The sequence below is a fragment of the Dehalococcoidia bacterium genome, assembly GCA_041653995.1.
Classification (GTDB): domain Bacteria; phylum Chloroflexota; class Dehalococcoidia; order GIF9; family UBA5629; genus CAIMUM01.
In genome coordinates this window covers 297,292-319,385 of the sequence record JBAZEK010000003.1, presented here as the reverse complement: position 1 = coordinate 319,385, position 22,094 = coordinate 297,292, and the positions used below count along the sequence as shown (strand labels likewise).

The 22,094-nt window shown below is 53.8% G+C and carries 19 protein-coding genes; 10 read left to right on the top strand and 9 right to left on the bottom strand.

The annotated features are described in order from the left end of the window. Positions 1-124: 124 nt before the first annotated feature. Together WC359_10640 and WC359_10635 are read left to right on the top strand one after the other, a co-directional pair. Positions 125-2,128, top strand: a complete 2,004-nt coding sequence (locus WC359_10640; protein MFA5400889.1) for an FAD-dependent oxidoreductase — start codon at positions 125-127, stop codon at positions 2,126-2,128. Between the two features lie 199 nt (positions 2,129-2,327). Then, complete coding sequence (locus WC359_10635; GenBank protein ID MFA5400888.1) at positions 2,328-3,887, top strand: APC family permease; 1,560 nt, start codon at positions 2,328-2,330, stop codon at positions 3,885-3,887. Between the two features lie 20 nt (positions 3,888-3,907). Here the strand turns inward: WC359_10635 and WC359_10630 are convergent, their stop codons facing one another. Together WC359_10630 and WC359_10625 are read right to left on the bottom strand one after the other, a co-directional pair. Next, a complete protein-coding gene (locus WC359_10630) occupies positions 3,908-4,591 on the bottom strand; it encodes a response regulator (protein MFA5400887.1) in 684 nt (227 codons plus the stop codon). Next, the gene (locus tag WC359_10625) at positions 4,584-6,131 is read right to left on the bottom strand and encodes a DUF4118 domain-containing protein (protein MFA5400886.1); all 1,548 of its coding nucleotides are present in this window, start codon (positions 6,129-6,131) and stop codon (positions 4,584-4,586) included. The genes WC359_10630 and WC359_10625 overlap by 8 nt, the downstream gene beginning before the upstream one ends. A 58-nt stretch (positions 6,132-6,189) precedes the next feature. On the opposite strand from WC359_10625, the gene WC359_10620 reads away from it, so the two are divergent. After that, positions 6,190-6,342: a hypothetical protein gene (locus WC359_10620; protein MFA5400885.1), complete on the top strand. Its 153-nt coding sequence runs from the start codon at positions 6,190-6,192 to the stop codon at positions 6,340-6,342. A gap of 121 nt (positions 6,343-6,463) precedes the next feature. On the opposite strand, the gene WC359_10615 is transcribed toward WC359_10620, so the two are convergent. Continuing rightward, positions 6,464-6,604, bottom strand: coding sequence for a DUF5679 domain-containing protein (locus WC359_10615; GenBank protein MFA5400884.1), 141 nt, complete (start codon positions 6,602-6,604; stop codon positions 6,464-6,466). A 381-nt stretch (positions 6,605-6,985) separates the two neighbouring features. Between WC359_10615 and WC359_10610 the strand changes: the two genes are divergently transcribed. The 3 genes from WC359_10610 (at position 6,986) to WC359_10600 (ending at position 10,269) form a co-directional block, all read left to right on the top strand. Beyond that, positions 6,986-8,278 (top strand): MFS transporter, encoded by a 1,293-nt coding sequence (locus WC359_10610; GenBank protein ID MFA5400883.1) that lies wholly within the window; start codon positions 6,986-6,988, stop codon positions 8,276-8,278. Positions 8,279-8,298: 20 nt separating this feature from the next. Continuing rightward, positions 8,299-9,234, top strand: coding sequence for an amidohydrolase family protein (locus tag WC359_10605; GenBank protein ID MFA5400882.1), 936 nt, complete (start codon positions 8,299-8,301; stop codon positions 9,232-9,234). Positions 9,235-9,333: 99 nt separating this feature from the next. Beyond that, positions 9,334-10,269, top strand: coding sequence for a hypothetical protein (locus WC359_10600; protein MFA5400881.1), 936 nt, complete (start codon positions 9,334-9,336; stop codon positions 10,267-10,269). Positions 10,270-10,356: 87 nt separating this feature from the next. Here the strand turns inward: WC359_10600 and WC359_10595 are convergent, their stop codons facing one another. Together WC359_10595 and WC359_10590 are read right to left on the bottom strand one after the other, a co-directional pair. Beyond that, positions 10,357-13,005 (bottom strand): FAD-dependent oxidoreductase, encoded by a 2,649-nt coding sequence (locus WC359_10595; GenBank protein MFA5400880.1) that lies wholly within the window; start codon positions 13,003-13,005, stop codon positions 10,357-10,359. Positions 13,006-13,054: 49 nt separating this feature from the next. Next, a complete protein-coding gene (locus WC359_10590; protein ID MFA5400879.1) occupies positions 13,055-14,752 on the bottom strand; it encodes an AMP-binding protein in 1,698 nt (565 codons plus the stop codon). Between the two features lie 134 nt (positions 14,753-14,886). Here WC359_10590 and WC359_10585 point away from each other — a divergent pair, with 134 nt between their 5' ends. Both WC359_10585 and WC359_10580 read left to right on the top strand, forming a co-directional pair. Next, the gene (locus WC359_10585; GenBank protein ID MFA5400878.1) at positions 14,887-15,543 is read left to right on the top strand and encodes a TetR/AcrR family transcriptional regulator; all 657 of its coding nucleotides are present in this window, start codon (positions 14,887-14,889) and stop codon (positions 15,541-15,543) included. Between the two features lie 79 nt (positions 15,544-15,622). Further along, a complete protein-coding gene (locus tag WC359_10580) occupies positions 15,623-15,781 on the top strand; it encodes a hypothetical protein (GenBank protein ID MFA5400877.1) in 159 nt (52 codons plus the stop codon). Between the two features lie 54 nt (positions 15,782-15,835). Here the strand turns inward: WC359_10580 and WC359_10575 are convergent, their stop codons facing one another. The 4 genes from WC359_10575 to WC359_10560 form a co-directional block, all read right to left on the bottom strand. Continuing rightward, positions 15,836-17,560 carry a SpoIIE family protein phosphatase gene (locus WC359_10575; protein MFA5400876.1) on the bottom strand — a complete coding sequence of 575 codons (1,725 nt, stop codon included), beginning with the start codon at positions 17,558-17,560 and terminating at the stop codon, positions 15,836-15,838. 21 nt (positions 17,561-17,581) lie between these two features. After that, on the bottom strand, positions 17,582-17,875 hold the full coding sequence (locus WC359_10570) for a GYD domain-containing protein (protein MFA5400875.1): 294 nt from the start codon (positions 17,873-17,875) through the stop codon (positions 17,582-17,584). A 156-nt stretch (positions 17,876-18,031) separates the two neighbouring features. Further along, positions 18,032-18,250 carry a hypothetical protein gene (locus WC359_10565; protein ID MFA5400874.1) on the bottom strand — a complete coding sequence of 73 codons (219 nt, stop codon included), beginning with the start codon at positions 18,248-18,250 and terminating at the stop codon, positions 18,032-18,034. Then, the gene (locus tag WC359_10560; GenBank protein ID MFA5400873.1) at positions 18,247-18,453 is read right to left on the bottom strand and encodes a hypothetical protein; all 207 of its coding nucleotides are present in this window, start codon (positions 18,451-18,453) and stop codon (positions 18,247-18,249) included. Before WC359_10560 ends, WC359_10565 begins: the two co-directional genes overlap by 4 nt. A 315-nt stretch (positions 18,454-18,768) precedes the next feature. On the opposite strand from WC359_10560, the gene WC359_10555 reads away from it, so the two are divergent. Both WC359_10555 and WC359_10550 read left to right on the top strand, forming a co-directional pair. Continuing rightward, entirely contained in the window at positions 18,769-19,473 is a 705-nt protein-coding gene (locus tag WC359_10555; GenBank protein MFA5400872.1) for an ABC transporter ATP-binding protein, read from the top strand. Continuing rightward, entirely contained in the window at positions 19,467-21,929 is a 2,463-nt protein-coding gene (locus tag WC359_10550; protein ID MFA5400871.1) for an FtsX-like permease family protein, read from the top strand. The genes WC359_10555 and WC359_10550 overlap by 7 nt, the downstream gene beginning before the upstream one ends. The last annotated feature ends 165 nt before the right edge of the window (positions 21,930-22,094 follow it).

Below are 22,094 nucleotides of genomic sequence, written 5' to 3'. Positions count from 1 at the left end.
ACAAAATCGATATTGCGTGTTACCATGCCTCCGCGTATTAGCGGAGGTTGCTTTTGCGGGTCAAATATATCCCCTATTTCGGCGCGGCCGTCGATGATGTTGTAGTAATCAGGAGGAGAAATAAATGTTGAAGTACCCCGAATTATTCACACCCTTTAAAATCGGCAAAGTCGAATTAATCAACAGAATTGTGATGAGTCCGATGATGGTCGGCGGATGGCTGGACGCCAACGGCAACATAACCGATGAGGTCATCAATTACTATGAGGAGCGCGCCAAAGGGGGAACCGGCCTGATTTATACCGGCGCTTTCCCGCTTAATGCCAACATAGAGAAAGCAAATGCGATCTTTGTCTCGCCCTTCGATCAACCCGAAAGTTTCATGTCCCAGTTGAAAAAGGTGGTTGACCGGGTCCATCTTTACAATACAAAAATATTTATCCAGATGACGGTGGGCAACGGCAGGCTCATGCCGCCCTTTTTGATAAATGGCACGCCCATCTCCCCGTCCGAAAACCCCAACTGGTGGGATCCGAACACTACCTGCCGGGCGCTGACCAAAGAAGAGATAGAACGCTTGGTCCAGAGCGCCGTCACGGCTGCTCTCAACTGTATGATGACCGGCTGCGACGGCGTGGATTTCGTGGGAATCTACGGCGGCTACCTGGGCGACCAGTTCGGAACTGCCGCTTTCAACCGACGCACCGACGAATACGGAGGCTCGGTAGAGGGGAGAGCCAAGCTATTTACCGATATCGTGAAGGGCGTCAAGGCTGTGTGCGGGGCTGATTTCCCCGTCACCGCCCGGCTGGCTGCCAAACATTATATGAAAGGCATACAGCAGAGCGCGGTCCCGGGTGAGAAATTCCAGGAATTCGGCCGCGATATAGAAGACAGCATCGCTATTGCCAAGGAGCTGGAGAAGGCGGGGTTCGACGCCCTGCTGATGGCCTGCGGCAGCTACGACTCAATCTACTGGCTTTATTCGCCCATGTATCAGAAGGACGGACTGTGGCTGGAAGACGTGGCAAAGGTGAAGGCGCAGCTCAAGATCCCCGTCATCTGCCCGGGCAAGATAACCAGGCCTCAAATGGCCAACGACGCCATCAAAAATGGAATGGTCGATGCCGTCGCGCTGGGCCGGGCGCTGCTGGCCGATGCTCACTGGGCCGGCAAGGCCAGGATGGGGAAGGATGAAGCCATTCGCCCCTGCATCAGCTGCAACAACGGCTGCATAGGCCATGACTTCGCGGGTCTGCCCATGACATGCGCGGTCAATCCCGATCTCTTCAACGAGAAGTACGCGGGGCTGCAGAAGGTCGCGATCCCCAAGAAAATAGCCGTAATCGGCGCAGGAGTGGCAGGCATGGAGGCCGCCCGCATCGCTGCGCTGCGCGGGCATAACGTTACCATCTATGATAAGAACAGCAGCCTGGGCGGTGTCGTTGTGGCGGGGTCCGTCCCGCAATCCAAGGATGCCGATAAACGGCTGCTGAAGTGGTACGAAAAAGAGCTCAAGGACGCCGGCGTTAAGCTTAAGCTCGGAAGCGAAATGACGCTGGACCGGATCGCGAAACTGGATGCGGATGAGATCGTCGTGGCTACCGGCGCAACCTCCAAGGTCCCGCCCATCCCCGGCGTTGACCTGCCGCACGTGTGCAGCGCCACCGACCTCCTGCTGGGTAAAAAGGAAGCGGGTAAGCGCGTGACGGTGATCGGCGGCGGACAGGTCGGCTGCGAAGTGGCCCTGTGGCTGGAGGACAAAGGCAAAGAGGTCACCCTTATCGAAGCGCTGCCCGGCCTGATGACGCTCGGCAAGGAGGCCCTCTTCATAGCCAATAAAAAGATGCTCGAGGATATGCTGGCCTACAAGAACATCAGGGTGATGCTCGGGACACAGGTCGCCGCCATCGCGAAAAACGGCGTCGATGTCGTTAGCGGTGATAAAAAGGAGATCATACCGGCTGATTCCGTCGTCCTGGCTGTCGGATACAATTCAGATAACCGGCTTTACCGGGAGATCAGCGCCGCAGTGCCGAAAAAAGCCTGGCTGCTGGGCGATGCCAGGTTCCCGGGCAATATCATGTTCGCCATCAGGGATGGAGCGGCCATCGGCCGGGCGGTGTGACCCAAAAGGGACGCCAAACCTTGACACTTTCTTGATTATTTTAACTGGTTTCTTGACACCTTTTTGACCCGGGCTGAATCATAATGTTCTTTAGAGGATGAGTCCATCTGAAGCCTGGTGAACCGGCCATCTTCAAAGAGCATTTGATTAAGTGAAAGCTTCCAAAATAGAACCGGCTGCCTCTAATTATGAGCAAAATGTGGAAAATGGCTGGCAGCTGAAACCCGGAGATAGGTTTGCCCACCCGCTCAGGTATAAGCAGTTTCATCTGAGACGTGTGCTGGGAGTTACCGGGCTGTTCAGCGCCGGCTACGGAGATGTTGGTTCCTCCATTTACTATGGCCTGGGTCTTGTTGCCATTGTGGCCTTAGGCGCTACTCCGATAGTACTGGGAATAGCCGGATTAATCTATGTTTTCAATGCTCTAACTTATGCAGAGGGCGGCGCTATGATACCCGAGGCGGGCGGTTCAGCCAGTTTTGCCCGGCATAGTTATAACGACCTGATCGGTTTTATTGCGGGGTGGGCTTTGATGCTGAGTTACATTGTGACCATGGCAATTTCCGCTTACACCATCCCTGCATATCTTGCTTACTTCTGGCCCATATTAAAGCAACCTCTATACGGTACGGCTTTTTCCATGGGGATCATTTTTTTCCTGATGATAATGAACGTATTAGGCGTAAGAGAGTCATCGAGGATAAACATCCTGTTTATCAGTCTTGACATCCTGACTCAAATTACCATAGTGGCTATTGGCGCTGTACTGATACTGGCGCCTAATCCCGGCATTCTGCTGCAGCATATGTTTGGTGAGGGGAACTGGCCATCGGTAAATAATTTGATATTCGGTGTGGCTGTTGCAGCTCTCTGCTTCACAGGGGTTGAAACTGTTTCACAACTGGGTGAAGAGACGCGCCAGCCGGCAAAAAGAATACCCCGGGCCTATATCCTGATGATAGTTTCCGTCCTTGTTCTGTTCGCAGGCATATCCATTGTTGCCCTTTCAGCAATGACACCCCAGGAACTGGGCGATCCGGAAAACGGCTGGGCCAGGGATCCCATAGCCGGAATTGCACATAATATATCCCTGGCCATATCGCCGGAGAAAATCGCGACGGCGATTGCATCTGCGAAGGAACCCGTGATTATTATCATTTGGATACTCGAAGGGCTGCGCAGCTTTTTACCAATCCTGGTTGCTCTACTTGCCGCCAGTATCTTACTGACTGCGACAAATGCCGGATTGCTGGGCATTTCCCGGCTAACCTTCAATTTGTCTTCACATTACCAGCTGCCATCGATCTTAAAAAGAATCCATCATCGTTTCAGGACGCCCTATGTGGCAATTATTCTGTTCTGCCTCATTTCTATCGCCCTGCTTCTACCCGGCTTTTTTTCTGAGAGCTTTTTTTCCGATCTTGGAGCATTGTATGTCTTTGGATCCCTGCTCTGCTTTGCTCTGGCTCATATCTCAATTATAGGGCTGCGGGTGAAAAATCCGGACCTTCCCCGTCCTTTTAAATTACGGCCTAATTTTAAAATCAAAGGACGTGAACTGCCGGTAACTGCCATACTCGGTTTTCTCATGACTTTCGTTATCTGGGTGGTTATGCTGATCACCCAACCTTACGGCCGATGGGCCGGTGTTATATGGATGGTAGTCGGCGTAGCCATATACCTGGTATACAGGCGTGTAAAACATCTGCCGGTCACACACCTGCAGGATGATAGCGGCGCTGGTCACTCCACTTCCTGAACTTCAGTCTCGTATCAGCCTCAGCTTATCCTGAGACGATACCCGACTCCAGGCTCGGTTATGATGAACTGCGGCCGGCTTGAGTCGCGTTCGATTTTACGGCGCAGGTTACTGATATTTACATGCAGCATGTGAAACTCGTCCCCGTATTCCGCGCCCCATACTTCGCGCAGCAGGTGGCGATGGGTCAACACCTTTCCTGCGTTAATCACGAACAGCCTCAACAATTCATACTCGTTAGGCGTTAACTGTACCTCGTTATCTTCTACGGTTACCAGTCTGCGTGCAAGATCTACTTTCAAACTACCGATAGTGAAAACCGGCTCACCGGGCGTTTGAGCGGCACGACGCAGGGCGGCACGGATACGCGCCAGTAATTCTCCTGCACTGAAAGGCTTGGTCAGGTAGTCGTCGGCTCCGGCATCGAGCGCCGCGATCTTGTCGCTTTCAGAACCCCGGACCGACAGTATGATGATTGGAGTCTTTGTCCATTCACGGAGCAGTCGGGTGACTTCCACGCCTTCAATATCAGGCAATCCCAGGTCAAGTATTATCAGGTCAGGCTTGTGTTCCGCGACAAGTGAAAGGGCTTCCCGGCCGGATGTTGATTCAAACAAAGTATATGATTGAGATGTGAGCGCAACACGTAAAAAACGCCTGATGGAATCCTCATCATCGACTACCAGTACCTTTACGTTACTCATTGAATCTTTCTGAAGCCATCGAACCGGCACTAACAGGAAGTATAATACTAACGACAGTGCCGCGGCCAGCCTGGCTATTTGCTTCAATACGACCGCCATGAGCTTCGATCAGCCCTTTGGTAATGGATAACCCCAACCCGGTACCCGATACGTTATCCGGGCGTTTGATGCGATAGAATTTATCGAAAATATGGGGCAGGTCCTGTTCGGGGATACCTGTACCCCGGTCGACTATTTCGATCTGCACTTCCTGATGAACGTATCGGGCTTTAATCTCAATCAGGGAGTCGGGCGGTGAGTATTTCAGTGCATTGTCCACTATATTAACCAGGGCCTGGACAAAAAGTCCGAAATCCACCTGAATAAAGGGCAGATCCGCCGGTACGTCCATATGTACAATGCGATTGTTGACACGGCTTCCGAGCTGTTCCAGCGCTGCGCCAACCAGGTCGTTTACTTCAGCCGGTTGCAGGGACAACTTCAGTGCCCCTGATTCGAGTCTGGACTCGTCAAGCAGATTGGTTATCAGATGATTCAGGCGGTCCGCTTCTTCGCGCGCGACCTGTATCAAGCTTCTCTTATCGGAATCGTCCAGGTCCATCGCTTCTTCCTGCAGGCTGCTTAATACACCGATAATCGAGACAAGCGGCGTGCGCAGGTCATGAGAGATCGCATTTAAAAGGGCCGTCTGGAGCTTCTCGGTAGCCTTCAATATCTCGGCATTGTGTAATTCGTCGGCCAGCTGGATGCTTTCGATTGCCACGGCGGCAAGATCGGAATAGGCCGACAGCAGCCGCTCCTGCTCAACGGAATAGTCAACCGCATCTCCGGACTTTATCAAGACTATCACACCCACAGCCCTTCTGGTTGTAACAAGAGGCAGGCATAATGCTTTTAAGTCCTTTATTGCATCACAGCTGCATTCCGTTATTTCCTTGCGTTGGAAAGATCTCGCAGCCGTGTTAAAGATATTTGCATCGATGTTGATCTCCGGGCCTTCGGTATACGCTTGTAAGACCGCTTCATCCCGGGCGTCAGGCAGGAAAATTACCACGTCCTGCCCGATTGTCCCTTTAATTCGCTTGATGATGGAACTTGTGTACGATTGCAGGTCGCTGGCGACGGCCAGATCCTGTCCCAGGGCATACAGTGCGGCCATCTCCTGCTCGCGCCGTTTGGACGTTTCGGTTTGACGGCGCAACATTGAAGTAAAATAGCTGAGCGCGATACCGACCAGCAGGAACACGATAAGTGTGAATATATACTGTATGTGCTCGACATCTAAAGTGAGATAGGGCGGGACAAAGAAGAAATCAAAGGTCAGAACGCTCAGAATGGATACCAGGATGGAAGGGCCCAGACCGCCGAATATGGCTGAGACCGTGACGCACAACAGGTAGATCATCAGTATATTGGTGGGAGCCAGCAGCCAGCTGGTAAAATGACCCAGAAGGGTGGCCAACGCCACCAATCCACAGCCAAGCAGATAATACCGCCATGCAAATTTCAGCGCAGGCGTTACTGTTCCTTTCTTTTTCAAGGATCGCCCGGAATTCGGAGGTGAATCCTTATGTGCCACGTGATATATCTCCCGGTCGGTGCAGTGCAGAACAGAGAACGATGCCCGGAGCCTGATCAGTCATCACGAATTATACAAGGAATTGCTGTCCGGGACAGTGGATGAGAGGAATATCGAAGCTCATATAGCCCTCAGCAGCGAGGAAGCAGCCGAGGGAATGGTTCACGAATAATCACAGGCTAACCCATGCTCACCGTAATTCGATGGTAGCGGATTTTTGGCAACAGCTATCACACAGGCTAGCCAATGATTATTTGGTTATCCAGGGTCTTATTCAGGACGCTTATTAGATTTTAGCTTTTGCCGATGCGGTACATTTTTGTCCCGCATTTAGAACAAACACCTTTGGTCGCTGGTTTGCCATTCTTCATTTTGACAGCCTTGGTGTTACTCATCTCCCTCTTCTTACGACACTTCATGCAATAACCTATCATTGAATAAACCTCCTTGAGTTTATTAATTTCACAATAGATGATTCAACAAGGAATGTCAACAGGTAAAACTAATCTGTTTCGATTTAAAGCGTTTTTCAGAGGTAATTTATACTAAATTCTGATAGGCCGGTTCTCACACGAATAAACCTTGCTTAAACTTTATCTTTTCTCCCGCCGGTATTCTATTATGGGCCGCGGTGAGATCGCGATGATCGTATTATGCGACGCACGGATTTACCCATCATGCATGTTGTTCATAGTCGAAAAGTGGATGACTGTTAACTTTTGACATGATCCGCCGGCTTGGTTAGACTTTTGCCCTGCGGATACTGTGCCGGATACCGCCGCCATACATGCTGAAAACAAGAATGTGGAGGCAACATGATAAAGGGATCACCTGAGAAAAAGCCCATTATCTCCAGGGGGCGCGCTTACTATGCTTATATACTGCTGTTCCTCCTATACATGTTCGACTACATCGACCGGCAGGTCGTGGTCTCCATCTTCCCCTTCCTCAAAAGCGACTGGGGGCTTACCGATATGCAGTGCGGCATGCTGGTCTCCGCCGTCTACTGGTCCATCATCATCTTCACCTTCCCCATCTCCATCCTGATCGACCGCTGGAGCAGGAAAAACAGCATTGCCATCATGGCCATCTTCTGGAGTATCGCCTCTATTTCCTGCGCCTTCACCAGGAACTTCACGCAGCTTTTCGCCGCCCGCACCGCCATCGGCATCGGCGAAGCCGGCTACGCCCCGGGCGGCGCCACTCTCATCTCCACCACCTTTCCCAAGGCCAGAAGGGCGCTGGCGCTGGGCATCTGGAACGCCGCCATACCGCTGGGCATCGCCATCGGCACCGCGCTGGGAGGACTGATCGCCGAGCTCTGGGGCTGGCGCCACGCCTTCGGTATCGTCGCCATACCCGGGCTTCTCATCGCCATCCTGTTCTTCTGGGTCAAGGACTATAAGACCGTTTCCCTGGACGGCACCATGGGAAATACTGCGGGGCAAAAGGTCGGTGCCAAACAGGTGCTCAAAGATATACTGGGCAATAAAACGCTGCTGCTGATCTACTTCGGCTTCGCCTGCAGCGTATTCGTCACCACCGCCCTCAGCACCTGGCTGCCCTCGTATTTCCAGCGCACTTACAACATACCTGCCGGACAGGCCGGACTGATGGGCGGCATGGTCATGCTTACGGCCATCATCGGCGCCCCGCTGGGCGGCTTCCTGGCCGACCTCTGGATGAAGAGGACGCAGAAGGGACGCCCCTACTTCATCGCGCTGACCTCAATTCTAACGGCCGCCATCCTGTTCATCGCCTTCACCGTCCTGCAGGGTACGGCGCAATATATTACCCTGATCGTCGCGGGAGTCACAGCCGTGGCCTTCGTTTCGGGCGCCATGGCCATCATCCAGGACGTCTCCCACCCCGGGCTGCGCGCCACCTATTTCAGCCTTAATGTTGTCATCCAGAACCTGCTGGGCAGCTCGCTGGCCCCCATTGTGGTGGGCTTCATCTCCGACAGGTTCAACCTGGGCATTGCCCTGGCCTTCCTGCCCGTCTTTAGCCTGATCGCCGCCGCCGTGTTTTTCTCCACCTCGTTCTTCTACGTCATGGCGGCCAAAAAGGTTGAGACAATCGAGGCGCAGGTCCGCCCGGCGGAGTAAAATATACAAGGAGACGTATCATGATTATCGACTCCCATGTCCATATACTCGAAGAAGGCTGGCGGCCCGAGGAATTCCTGCAGGGCGTGGCTAAAATCGGCGCCGAGATCTCCGGCATCGATAAGGACACCATCCGCAACAGCATCTTCACCACTTTCTGGGATAGCGAGGGTGGCAAGCGCATCGCCGCTATGGACCGGGATGGCATCGGCGTCTGCATCATACATCCCATCGACTTCGGCCTGGCCGACCGCTGCTCCGAGCCGGACGTATCCTACAAGGTCCAGAACGAGATCATGTGGAAGATCGCTCAGCGCTATAAGGGCCGTATTTACTGCTCGGTCAGCGCCGATCCCCGCCGCAAGGACGCCGCCGCGCTGCTGGAGAAGGGTGTCGGGAAATACGGGGCAATCGCCCTCAAACTGCACCCCGGCTCCGGCTTCTATCCCAATGACAGGATCTGCTACCCGCTGTACGAGAAGGCGGCCGAGCTGAAGGTTCCCGTCGTCATACATACCGGCGCCATCGCCTCACCTCTCAAGAGCAAGTTCTGCTCGCCCACCTTGATCGATGAGATCGCGGCGGATTTCCCTCAGGTCGATTTCTGCATGGCGCATATGGGATTCAGGCTGTGGCCGGAGGCCGTGGGCGTGGCGGAGGTCAATACCAATGTATTCATGGACATCTCGGGATGGCAGGGCGAGACCAAACACCCGCAGAGGTTCTACAGCATACTGCGCATCGTCCTCGACAGGATACCCTCGCAAAGGGTGATGTGGGCCACCGACGGGCCGATGTACAGCCAGATCGTCCCGGATAAGGATTTTGCTCAATTGATCAAAGACGCCGCTGTAAACGCCGCACCCTACGGGCTCTCGTTCTCGGAGAAGGAGATCGACGATCTGCTGAGCGGCAGCGCAACACGGTTTTTCAATTTAAAAACCGCGAAATTATGAGCCCGCAGCCGGTTCTTAAACGAATAAACCTTTCTTAGACTTTATCGTTTCTCCTATTATTCACGTCATTGACCAAATAAAGGGAATAGGAGGAACACTTTGATCAAACATAAATCTCCGGGCAGCCTGCTGGCTGCGTTATTCCTCTGCCTGGCTGTGTTAATTTCGCCGCTGACAGCCAATGCAGACTCATCGGACGGCCTTACCCTGACGGTGGCTCCTTCCGTGACCACGGCATCCCTGGGCGAAAATATCTCGTATAACTACGTGATCACCAGCACATGCAACACCACCGTCGACTCGCTGGTACTCACTGATGATAAATTCGGTACCATCAGTCTGCCGGCGACAAGCATCGCTACCGGGGACAACATCAGCGCCAGCGTAACCTACACAGTAGTGTCGGGAGACTTCCCCGGCCCGATCTCCAACACCGCCACGGTCACAGGTGTATCTGTGGACAATGCAACCCTCAGTGCAACCGCAGGGTCTTCCGTGACTCTGAACCAGACATCCTCTATTCAGGTCAGCATGTCCGCCGGCGTATCCTCAGCTTCCGTTGGAGACGATATCAACTACACCTACACCATCACCAACAACGGGGAGGCAGCCCTGAACGGCCTTGTCCTGACCGACTCCAGGTTGGGAGATGTTACGCTCAGTGCCACCACTCTGGCTTCCGGTTCTTCACTGACGGCCACCAAAATTTACACCGTCCTGTCTTCCGACCAGCCCGGACCGCTGACCAGCAACGCGACTGCCACCGCAACTTCTGCTACAGGGACAGCGGTGACGGCAAAAAGCGCAGACGTCTCAGTCTCGCTGGCTACCTGGATTGAGGACATCCTTACTAAAGCAGGCATACTCAGAAACCGTGGAGTGCCCGGCAAAGGCATCGACCATGCCCCCGGCCTGCAGAAACCGTTTAATCCCAATTCCCACATGGGGAGCGATAACGGCGCCACCACCGGCGCTGATAATAGCGGCAACGGCAATGGTAAAGGCAACAGCAACGGAAAGGGAAAAAATAAGTAACCGCGGTATATTATAACGGAGAAGGGGCAGCTTTAAAGCTGCCCCTTCTGCATTGTTGTCCGGAGTCAGGTTTCAGAGATATCTTTTTTAGATCCGGATACGCAGGTCGTCCAGCGGATAGGTCATACAGGGATGGATATACCCGCTCTTAACGTCGCTCAGCCTGCGGTGCACGCGCTGCGGCATAAACACCCTGCCTGAGACCAGCCTGGTGCGGCAGGCTGTGCATTCCCCCGACCTGCACACAGCCGGTATTACGATGCCCGACCTCTCCAGCGCGGTCATCAGCGGCTCACCGCACCTGGCCTTGATCTTGCGGCCCGTGCCCTCCTCGATAACCGTGTACTCGGCATCCAGGTCTGCCCCCTTCGGCCAGCCTTTCTCATCCGCGACACAGGCCGGCGGGCCGTAGACTTCCCTGTGAATGCGGCGCAGCGGGACCCCCAGCTCGGTCAGAGCAGATTCGCACAGCGCATACATGGGCGCGGGACCGCAGATATAGAACGTCTTATCCGTGAGTGAGCCGGCCAGCCCGGCTATCGCCTTGGCATCGAGGAAGCCCCTGGCCCCTTTCCATGTCGCCGGCGGCTCGCTGATGATGTAATCGACTTTTATATCGGCATTGCGGGCTGCGATGCGGTCGAGCTCTTTTTTGAATATGATGTCGTCCGGTTTGCGGCTGCCGTAGAGCAGATGTATCTTCAAAGGCAGTTTTTTAGCCACGGCATGCCGGATCATCGACATGAAGGGCGTTATGCCGCTGCCGCCCGCCAGAAATATTAGGTCGCCGGAGTCCATCAGCGGCTCATAATAGAAGTTGCCTGCCGGGCCGGTGGACTCGAACTCATCTCCAACGCTGACTTTCTTCAGCAGGTAGTCCGAGACGAATCCTTTGTCCACCCTGCGCACGGTGAGGTCGAAATGTGATTTGCCCGGCGCGGAGGAGATGCTGTAAGGCCTGGACGTCAGTACTTTTCCGACTTTAACAAATAAATTGATATATTGCCCGGCTTTAAAGAGGGGCAATTTTCCGTCGCCGGAGACCATGCGCAACGTTACAGCGCTGGCGGTCTCCTCGATGATCTCCTGAACTTTTAAAGAGAGCCGCCCGGGATGGACCATGCCTACTATTTTGCCCTGTCCCGCCAACGGATTCTTCAGCCCTTGGGCGCCGGCGGTCTGCTTCTCCACCGTCGACCTGACTTTTTCGATATCCGCGGCCTCCCATCCTCCTTTCTCCATGTCTTTAATGACCTGGCGCGCGGCTATGGCGCCCGAAGCTATGCAGGGCTCGAATCCGCCTCCGATGTTGACCCACGCGCCGGCGAAATACAGCCCTTCCACCGGGCCGCGCTGCGGCAGGTGGTCGCTGCCCGTGCCCTGGTAGTTCTCGTCGAATCCCACGATGCTGCCGCCCGGATTTCCGGTATAGCGTACGTTGGTCAGGGGCGTGGCCGCCTCGACGGCCTCGATATGCCGGCTTAAACCCGGCGCCGCCCTCTCGGCGGTCTTGATCATCTTCGCGGCCAGCCTGTGCTTGGCTTCCTGGTATTCGTCCGGTTTGAGCTTCATCCAGGGCTCCGCATAGGCGATGGACGTGATTACCAATGAGGAAGCTCCGGGGGGCGCTACCGTTTTATCGCCGACGCTGTAGGCAGTAATAGCTATGCCGTCCGGATCGAAATCGACCGAGCTCTTCATGCAGGCATACTGCTTTTCCAGGTCATAGGATACATTGACAAAATTCTCATGCACCTCCAGCCCCAGCTTGCGGGAATCGCAGTCCACTCCCAGGTAAACATTGAAGGTCGACGCCCCGCCGGACCATGCGCCCAGGCGGTTGAGATACCACCCCGGCACTTTGTCCCTCCCCAGCAGCTGCAGCGCCGCCGTAAGCGGGTTGGCATTGCAGACCACGTATTTAGTCGACAGCTCCGTGCCGTCATCGGTGACTACGCCGCACACGCGTCCGCGGGAAGTTAATATGCGTTTGACGCCTTTGTTCAACCACACCTTTCCGCCGTTTTCTTCAATCGCGTCAATGAACGCCTGCGACAGCGCCTGGGAGGTGCCTCTGATGTGGGCCATGCCGAACCTGATGTAAGAGGCCATTCCGAGCGTGTAGACCAGAAAAGACAGCCGGGAAGGGGGCAGGGCGTAATAGCCCCACGTCTGCCCCAGCACCGCCCTCAGCTTTTCATCCTTGATCAGCGGATCGATCACCTGGGCCAGGGACTTGCCGTAATATGTCATCAGTGTGTAGAACGGCCCGGGGTCCTGCATCACCGCCTTCATTCCAATGCGGTTGGCCTTCAGCGCCTGGTCGGCGAACTCAAACACAATGGCTATAAAGTTCTTGATTCCCTCTTTCTCTGCGGGAAACTGCCGGCACAGCGCTTCCTCGTGGTTCTCCCGCCCGACGGGCAGGGTCAGCTCGAAGTCGGGGTAGTAGCCCTTAAACACCTCGGGGATGCGCAGAAACTCGACCTTAGGGGCCACACCGCTGGCGTTGAGAATCTTCAGGATGGGCCCCTGGTTATCGCGGTCCCCCAATCCTGAGAGCCCGTGCAGGGCGACCTCGAACTCGTAACGGCCGCGCACAAAGGAGGTGGCGTAGCCTCCCGGCACATTATGCCTCTCCAGCAGCAATACCTTTTTACCAGCCTTGGCCAGTGATGCCGCGGCGGAGATGCCGCCCAGTCCCGCACCGATGATGATGACTTCAAAGTCCTTCAATTCGTTCCTCCAATTGAGTTATAAGTATTTATACGGGCGGCCGGGATACTTACTTCGCTTTGGGATTCAGTATGGTACGCAGCTCGCGTTTCAGCACCTTGCCTACGGCGCTGGTCGGAAGCTGGTCCATAAACTCCAGCTTCTTCGGCACCTTGTACGGCGCCACCTTGCCCCGCAGGTACTCGACTATACGTTTCCTTTCCTCGTCGGACTTCTCGATGCCGGGTTTCAGGACTATGGCCGTGGCGACCATCTCATTCCCGGGCCTGTCGGGATCGGGGACTCCCACGGTGGCGCCCATGAAGACGTCCGGATGTTCCATGATCACGTCGTCCAGCTCGCGTGTAAACACCTTGTAGCCGGATACATTGACCATGTCCTTCAGCCTGTCGACGATGAAGACGTAGCCCTCCTTATCCATGCGCGCTATATCGCCGGTATGGAACCACCCGTCGCGCACCGCATTGGCGGTCTCCTCCGGCTTTTTTAAATAGCCTCTGGAGAACACCTGGGGACCTTTGACTATCAGTTCGCCCGGCTCATCGAAGGGCATCACCGCGCCTGTGGCCGGGTCGACTATCTTGATCACGGTATCCGGGAAAGGCACGCCGGCCGAGCCCGGCTTCTTCTGTCCATTTCGTGGAAGAGCAGTTATGATCATGGTCTCAGTCAGGCCGTAGACCTCGATCAGCTGGGCGCCTCCCACGATCTGCTCGAACTCCTTGATATACTCGGGCGGGAAAGGCGCCGCGGCGCTGGCGAAGTACTTCAGCTTGGAGAAGTCGAGCGCCCGGAACTCGGGCAGCTTCATTAGCTCCAGGTAAACCATCGGCACGTTGCCGATGATATTGGGCTTGTATTTCTTGAACGTGGATATGAGCATTTTCTGGTCGCGCGGGTTGGGGATCGCGATCTGCGGTATGGCGTTGGCGAAAAGCGACATGCTCACCATCAGGCCGGCTATATGAAAAAGGGGGAAGGCCGTCTGTCCGACCTCAGCGCCCATCTGCATATCCGTCCAGGTGGTGAACTGTTTTATCTGCGATACAAAGTTACGATGGGTTATCTCCGCCCCCTTGGGCAGGCCCGTGGTGCCCCCGGTATACTGGATGGCGAATACTTCGTCCACACCCACTTTAACCTCAATCTTTTCTGCGGGAGTTTTACGCATGACCTGCATGAAGGGTATGACCGTGACCCCTTCGATCGGTTCGAGCTTGGCGGTGGGGAATTTCTTGAGCAGCTTGCCCAGTTTCGCTTTCAGCGGGGGCAGGTAGTCGCCTATGCTGGTGGCGATCACATGCTTTACACCGGTGCCGGGGACCGCCGCCTTCCAGCGCGGGATCAGGGCGTCCAGCGCCACCAGCACTTTTGTACCCGAGTCCTTCAACTGATTTTTCAGCTCGTCGGTGGTAAGCAGAGGGCTCACACCGCTCAGCACGCAGCCGGCCTTTTGAACGCCAAGCATTGAAATGTAGTATGCGGGCAGGTTGGGCAGATTGATGCCCACGACATCGCCTTTCTTTACGCCGTTTCTGACCAGGTAATTGGCGAAGCGGTTGGACAGCTCATCCATCTGCTTGAAAGTAAATGTGTGGCCCATATAGTGCAGAGCCGCGCGGTCGGGGAATTTAAGGAACGCCTCTCCGGCCAGCTCCCAGTAGGTCTTCTCGGGATATGTAAGATTAGACGGAACATGCTTGTCATAGGACTTGAGCCAGGGCTTTTGATCGTAGTTGTCTGCCATCGTGCTACCTCCCAATATGATTTTATCCAAATTCGATTAGTTCAATTAACAGTTGTTAATTCAATAGTACGATTATATCATAGTTGTCAAGCAACAATTGACAACAATAATCAGTTAATGTACATTAACTTATTATGATCAAACGTGCGGGGTCCGGCCACAAAACGGGCAGCAGGTCCGCCAACAAGGCGGCCAGCAAGGCGGTCATCATCTCGGTCGCCATCGATCTGTTCTGGGAGAACGGCTTTATGGGGACCAGCCTGAGGGATATCGCCGAGGCCTGCGGATTTGAAGCCGCCAACCTTTACAACTACTTCCGGAGCAAGGAGCAGCTGCTTTACGAGGCGATGCAGGAAGAGCTGGAGAGTTTTCTGGAATTGCTGGAGCCTGTGCTGGCCGACAGCCGGGGTGATCCCGTGGAGCGTTTAAGGAAAATCGTTGGAATACACGTGGAGCGTATGCTGGTCGTAGGCAGGCGCTACAAGATGATGTACGATTCGGAGATAAGGCACCTGTCTCCCGTGCACAGAAAAAGGATCGTCGGCCTGCGTGATTATTACAGTGAAATACTGTTTACCGTCATCGAGGACGGGAAAAAGACCGGCGATTTTGCCTCCGACATCGACTCCCGATTCGTCGTTCTGATGATCGCCAGCCTGATCATGCGCACCGTATTCTGGTATTCTCCCGATGGAAAATTATCCCCGCGCCGGATCGCAGATAAGATCTGCGATTTCATACTGGACGGCATCCAGCCACGCAAACCGGAAGTTAAGGCGCGCAGGAAATAGCCGGCCTCCATTGACATTATAAATGTTAATGTTATGAGGATATCGAAATCCCGATAAATTCTCCCCCTCGCAGGTACTGATGATCAGGCACCTGGGCAACGACATGTTCGAGGTAAAGGAAGCGTTTCTCAGTGAAGGAAAGGATATGTACGGGTCCACCTGCGCAGCCGGCTATAAGGGCAGGCTTTTTATCGGGTCGGCCTGGGACGATAAATTCCTCGATTGCACTCACAAGTGATGCGTCTCACAACTAAACATCGTAACGGCGGATATATAACAGTTCAAGTGATCTTCAGCCGTTCCGCTTTCCCAGAAACCTGAGAGCGAGCATTGTTATATCATCAGCCTGCGGGGCATCGCGCACAAAAGCCTCGACATCTTCATGCACGGCCCTGACCAGGGCCGTGGTATCGGCAGCTCCGGCCTCTGACAGCGCCTGACGGAGCCTTTCTTCTGAGTATAGCTGATTATTTATATCGGTGGCTTCCGTTACACCATCCGTATACAGGAAAATCGTATCTCCCGGATTGAGGACCACCTGCTGGCAGGTAAAGGCTATATCCGGAAGCGGGCCGACGACAAATCCTCGGGGTATGCCGAGGTACCGGAAGCCGTCCTGATTATTTCCCAGCAGGGGCGGTGGATGGCCGCCGTTGGAAAATACCAGTTCCCCTGTTCGCGTATCGAGAACGGCACAGAATACGGTGACGAACATGCTGGTATCGTTTCCCTGGTTGAGGATATTGTTCGTCTGCGCCAGCATTTGATCCGGCGGTGAGCCCGCCATCCCCGACGTCTTGAGCAGGGCTTTGGAAATAGCCATGAAAAGGGCTGCCGGAATGCCCTTCCCGCATACGTCGCCTATGATGAAACACAGCTTATCAGGCTGGACAAAAAAAAAGTCATACAGGTCCCCGCCCACTTCCCTGGCCGGTTTGATTCTTGCATAAATATCGAATTCCTGCCTGTCGGGGAAAGGAGGGAAATCGCGGGGCAACATGCTCATTTGTATCTCGGCCGCCACCCTGAGTTCGCTTTCAATGCGCTCCCTGGCAGCGGTGGTGGTTTGAAGCTCATGAATATACAGTTTCAGGCTTTCAGCCATATGTTGCATGGTCCTGGCCAGCTCTCCCAGTTCGTCATGCCGTTGGGCGACAGGATAAATCTCACCGGTTTCAAAATCGCCGGATCCGATGGTCCTGGACACGCCGCACAGGCGCGAGATGGGAGATGTTAGCCGCTTCACCGCAAAGACAGAGATGATGGTACCGGATAGCAGGATAACCACGGCAGCTATACCGGCCCAGCGCAAAAGGTCCAGCGTGGCCTCGTACACCACCTGGTCGGTTGCCCTCCCGCCTGAAACGCTGACGAATATATCGCTGGTCCTCAAGACAAGCACCGCCGTCGTTCCCAGTATGCAGGCTGCCAGCAGGAAGGTCACTATTATGATGACCCGGGTCTCCAGCGTCATCACCAGACGTCTCATGGCCAGCAATAACAGGGGAACGATGGCGAAAGAGAGCAGCACGTTGGTCAATAACGACGGCAGCAGCCAGCCTAAAACTGCCTCATTAATATCCATGCGGTGAAGCAGCAGGCTGCTGATCGCGCTGCCCGTGGCCAGTCCGACTATGTTCGCCGCAAGGATTAACAACAGGACCAGACCGAACTGCCCGACAGTCCTTATTTCCCTGATTCCGACCAAAAAGAGGATGCCGGGTATGGCGCCGATCAATCCGTTGGCTATGCACCAATCCCAGTACTGCAGCCCGAAGCCCGATAAAGAATCTCCTAATACATTGCCCGCAAACCCGACTACAAATCCAGTAACCGGGCCGAAAGCCAATCCCATGGTTATCGGGATTGCAATCTGCGGCCGCAGGCTGACCAATGGCGCTCCGGGGAGATGCAGACCGCTGCACGACCAGTTTAATACGCCGAAAAGAATGCAGGCGCCCAGGGCCAGCATCAATCGCGATGACACGGTTTTACCGGATAGAAAATCCGCTATCATGGCAATAACGCGGGTTCAGGATTATAACGCGGCAAACCGGCTGAATTCTGTTTCGGTAAAAGCGCGCAGTGTATTAGTATGCATGAAACCGTGCGATGCCAGGGCTAAAGCTCCGGCCGCAGCTTTCTCGCCATCGCTGGCCTGGACAATGTAGAAGCCGTCAAAGCGGTCCAGTCCCATTACAGCGTAGAAACCCTGCGTCTTTACCCCTGCCGTTTTAAGTATGGTCGAGGCTGCTTTTATCTTTGCCGGAAGATTTTTTATCCCCTTCAGGCCCCCCTCCGTAAAGCCAACGAACATGATATAGGTCTCCATCGCTCCGCCTCCTTTGTAGATTCCGTGGGCCTTCCCTTCCCGTATTCTATTATGGACAGCAGGGCCGGCGCAATTTCCGCACATATTGGAAACAAGACTTTTATCGGCTCGTCCCTGTACGATAAGTTTCTTGATTGCACTCACAAGTGAGGCGCCTCAGCGGACTGAATTGAGTTTCTTATACTGCGCTTGGGTCCTGTCTGTTATGACCGCGCCGCGCTGCTGCGCCCTGTTCTTTGACAGGTATATCAATATTATGACTATCCCTATGATGGGGATGAGAAAGATAAATATCCAGACCGCATAAGCCAGTATCCAGCTTATCAGCTTTAAGCCGCGGCCTTTTTCACTCGTGATTACAATTTGCTGTTTCATAAGTAAACGTCGTAGCAGGGCAGTTTGTCCTTAATGCCCTTGAACTTGAAATCCCTCACAATCGCGTGGTATTTGCCGGGCATGCCGATCAGCAATACTCCGGCGATAGGCATGGCGTCGTGCGTCATGGCCTTTTCCTTCTGTATCAAAGCTTTTGTTTCAGCGTCGTATATATTCCAGAACGCGACTGTCTTCTTTTTCATAGGTCACCGTTAAGACTATCTTAGCACCGCGCGCTATGGATGTTAAATATCCTGAAGAAGCGTCGGCTTATCTGTAGGAAGAAGCTGTATTCTGAGGGCGCCGGTTTCCGGCATCGGCCTGCGCCGTCTGAATGATCGACCATGCGATAAAATGGAGCAACTCTGATAGAAAATTGTATTGACACCTTAAATTGCAAGCGCTAAAGTACACATAAGTATCTAATTCTTATAAGCGTGTGTTTATATGCGTTGCAGGATTGAACCCGATTGCGGTTGCCCGGCGAATTTACCCGAAGTTATTCATGGCAGGTTCAGATGAATCCCAGTGTAAAGTTAGACAAAGTTTCCAAAATTTATGCCATGGGCCGCACCAACGTGGTCGCGTTGAATGAAGTATCCCTTGAAGTCTTTCCGGGTGAGTTTATTGTGCTGCTGGGCCCGAGCGGATCAGGTAAGACCACGCTGCTCAATTTGATCGGCGGGCTGGATATACCCACCTCGGGATCGGTGGAAGTCAGCGGGATCAACATCTCGAAAATGAGCCGGGCCCAGCTCACGGAATACAGGCGCCACCAGATCGGATTCATATTTCAGTTTTTCAACCTCATCCCCACGCTCAATGCACGGGAAAACGTGGAGTTTGCCGCTGAGCTGGCAAAGAATCCCACGCCGGCCGGTGATTTACTCAAAGAAGTTGGATTGGAGCATCGCACGGAACATTTCCCCAGCGAACTGTCGGGAGGAGAGAACCAGCGGGTCGCTGTCGCGCGCGCGCTGGCGACCGATCCCCGGGTCATACTCTGTGATGAACCTACGGGCAGCCTTGATTTCGAGACGGGGAAGCGCATCTTCAAGCTGTTGCGGACCCTTAATGAGGCCAGCCATAAGACCATTATTGTCGTTACCCATAATGCTCCGGTAGGCGCGATTGCCGACAGGTTGATCAGAATGCGCGACGGCCGCATTGTAGAGGTTACACGTAATGAGCACCCGCTCGATCCGGATATGCTGGAATGGTAAAAATCCCCCGCATCCATCTCAAGTTATTCAGGGACATCTGGAAAGGTAAAATCCAGTACGGCGCAGTGGCCTTTATCATATTCCTCGGCGTCTCTGTATTCATAACCTGCTATGAAGCCTACCTTAACCTCAACATGTCGTACAACGCCTTCTATGACCGTCTTAATATGGCTGATTACTGGATATCGGTCGATGGAATAGGGCGCAACGCGGTCAAAGACATGAACGAAATAGCGGGTGTGGAGGCCAACGGACGAATAGTGAGGGACCTGTTTATCGATATGGGGGGCGAAAGCGGGGAGAAGGTAGCCGGCAGGGTGATCTCGTTGCCCGAGAACAAAATGCCCGTGATAAACAGGGTGGAGATTGAAGTCGGCAATTACTTCAGCCGTTCATTCGGCCGTGAAATACTGGTGGAGAGGCATTTCGCCGACTATTATAACCTGAAGCCGGGCGACTGGTTGACGCTTAAAAACGAGGGGGTAAAATCGAGTTTCCTCATCCGCGGTGTTGTGATGAGTCCGGAATATATCTGGGTGGTCAAAAGCGCCCAGGAACCCATGGTCACACCCCGCACCTTCGGTGTCGTTTTCATGCCGCTGAATGAGGCCGAAAAACTGTTCGATATGGAAGGTATGGTCAATGAGATAACCCTTTCCGTAGATCCCGATATGGACAATGACTGGATATTGAGCCAGGTACGGACCATATTAGAACGCAATTATATCAAGCGGATGACCTCAAAAGACGATCCGGTGGTGCTTGAAAACCGGCGTATCGATATCGTCCGGGAGATACGCACCGCTTATATGACGGAGAGGAAAAACCTGCCGGTTGTTCAGCTGCTCAGGCAGGATATGGAATCGTTTGCCATGCTGGCCTTTCTTTTTCCCCTGCTGTTTCTCTCCATGGCCTCGCTGACCATTTACGTATTGCTCAACCGCCTTATCGAATCGCAGCGCATCCAGATAGGGCTGATGAGCGCTATGGGTTACTCACAGGGGACTATAATGGTGCACTACCTCGGGTTTGCCTTCACGGTTGGTTTCATCGGGTCTCTGACAGGTGTCATAGCCGGTCATCTGTGGGCCGGCGCTCTGACCGAGATGTATGTAACTGCTCTCAATATTCCCATCATTTTAACCGGAGTTCACTGGGGCGCCATCTGCGGGGGCATGGCTGCGGGAATGCTGATACCGCTGCTGGCAGGCCTGCTGCCGGCATGGTCTACCATACGTATACAACCCGCCGAAGCCATGCGTCCCCCGGCGCCGAGCGTCGGCAACAGGTATATTATGAAGCTGTTGACTTTTTTACTGAGGCCGTTCCCCTATTTCATCAAGATGCCCGTACGCAACGTTTTCCGTAATATCAGGCGCAGCCTGTTTATGGCTTCAGGCATCGCCTCCGCAATTGTCCTGGTGCTGGTTGCCATGTCATTCGTGGACGCGGTTGATCAGATGTTCTCACGCCAGTATGGCATTGTCCAGCAATATGACGCCATGATCCATCTGCAGGGCAGAAGCGCTGCTTCCAATGTCAGCCTTATCAACCACCTGGCGGGAATCCAGGCGGCGGAGGCCGTGCTCGATATACCCTACCGCATAAGATTCAAGGATGTAAAGATCGACAGCAGTATCGAGGGAATAGAAGAAAATTCCGTTATGCTAAATCTTATTACCCCCGATGGGGTGCGGGTGGATGTCACGTCGGATGGGATACTGTTGCCCTCTTCATACAAAGACAAGCTGGGCGCTGAGATAGGCGACACGATCAGATTAGAGCCGCTTACGGGCACGGTGGGGGAAACCGATAAAAGGCTGGCCGGCTATATCTGGTCGTATATCGGAGGCAGGGCGTATATGCCGCTCAGGGAGGTCCAGAAGCTGCAGAAGGACTTCGGCGCCGCCACCTCGATCATGGTCAAATTCCAGGGTGAGCCGAGTGAGTACACGATTAAAAGGATTTACAATATACCGCAGGTCGCCTCGATCGAACTTACAACCGATACCAGAAAAATGCTGGATGAACAGATGGGCTTTTTCTGGGTTATGATAGGCATTATGCTGATGATGGGCATCGCCCTGGGAGGCGCAATCATCTTCAACGGGGTGATGGTCAACGTGACTCAGCGTACCAGGGAGATGGCCACCATGCGGGCCGTCGGGCTGGGAAACAGGATGCTGTCATTCATGATTTCACTTGAAAATATACTGATAGCCACAATCGGCGTAGCAATGGGCATACCCCTTGGCAACTATATCAGCCACCTGTTTTTTGACGCCATGTCTACCAGCGCTGAGGACATTATCAGCTTTACATTGGAGATACTGCCGCGTTCCTATGTCGTTGCTGCAGCCATGGCGGTCCTGATAATGCTTGTTTCGCAGATACCTGCCATCGTGCAAATCGCCAATCAGAACCTGGCTACGGTAACCAAGGAATGGAATGAGTAAGGGCTATTAATGTGCCTGTCTGTCCCATCCCTTTTCATTAAAACTCTTGTCACCCCGGGTGGGGGGTCTTGACAAAAACTGAGTAATTGTTTACTATCAGTTGTTCTTATATCGTATGCAACGATCGCCTCACAAATAACAATACTTTGTTAAGGGAGGAATGCC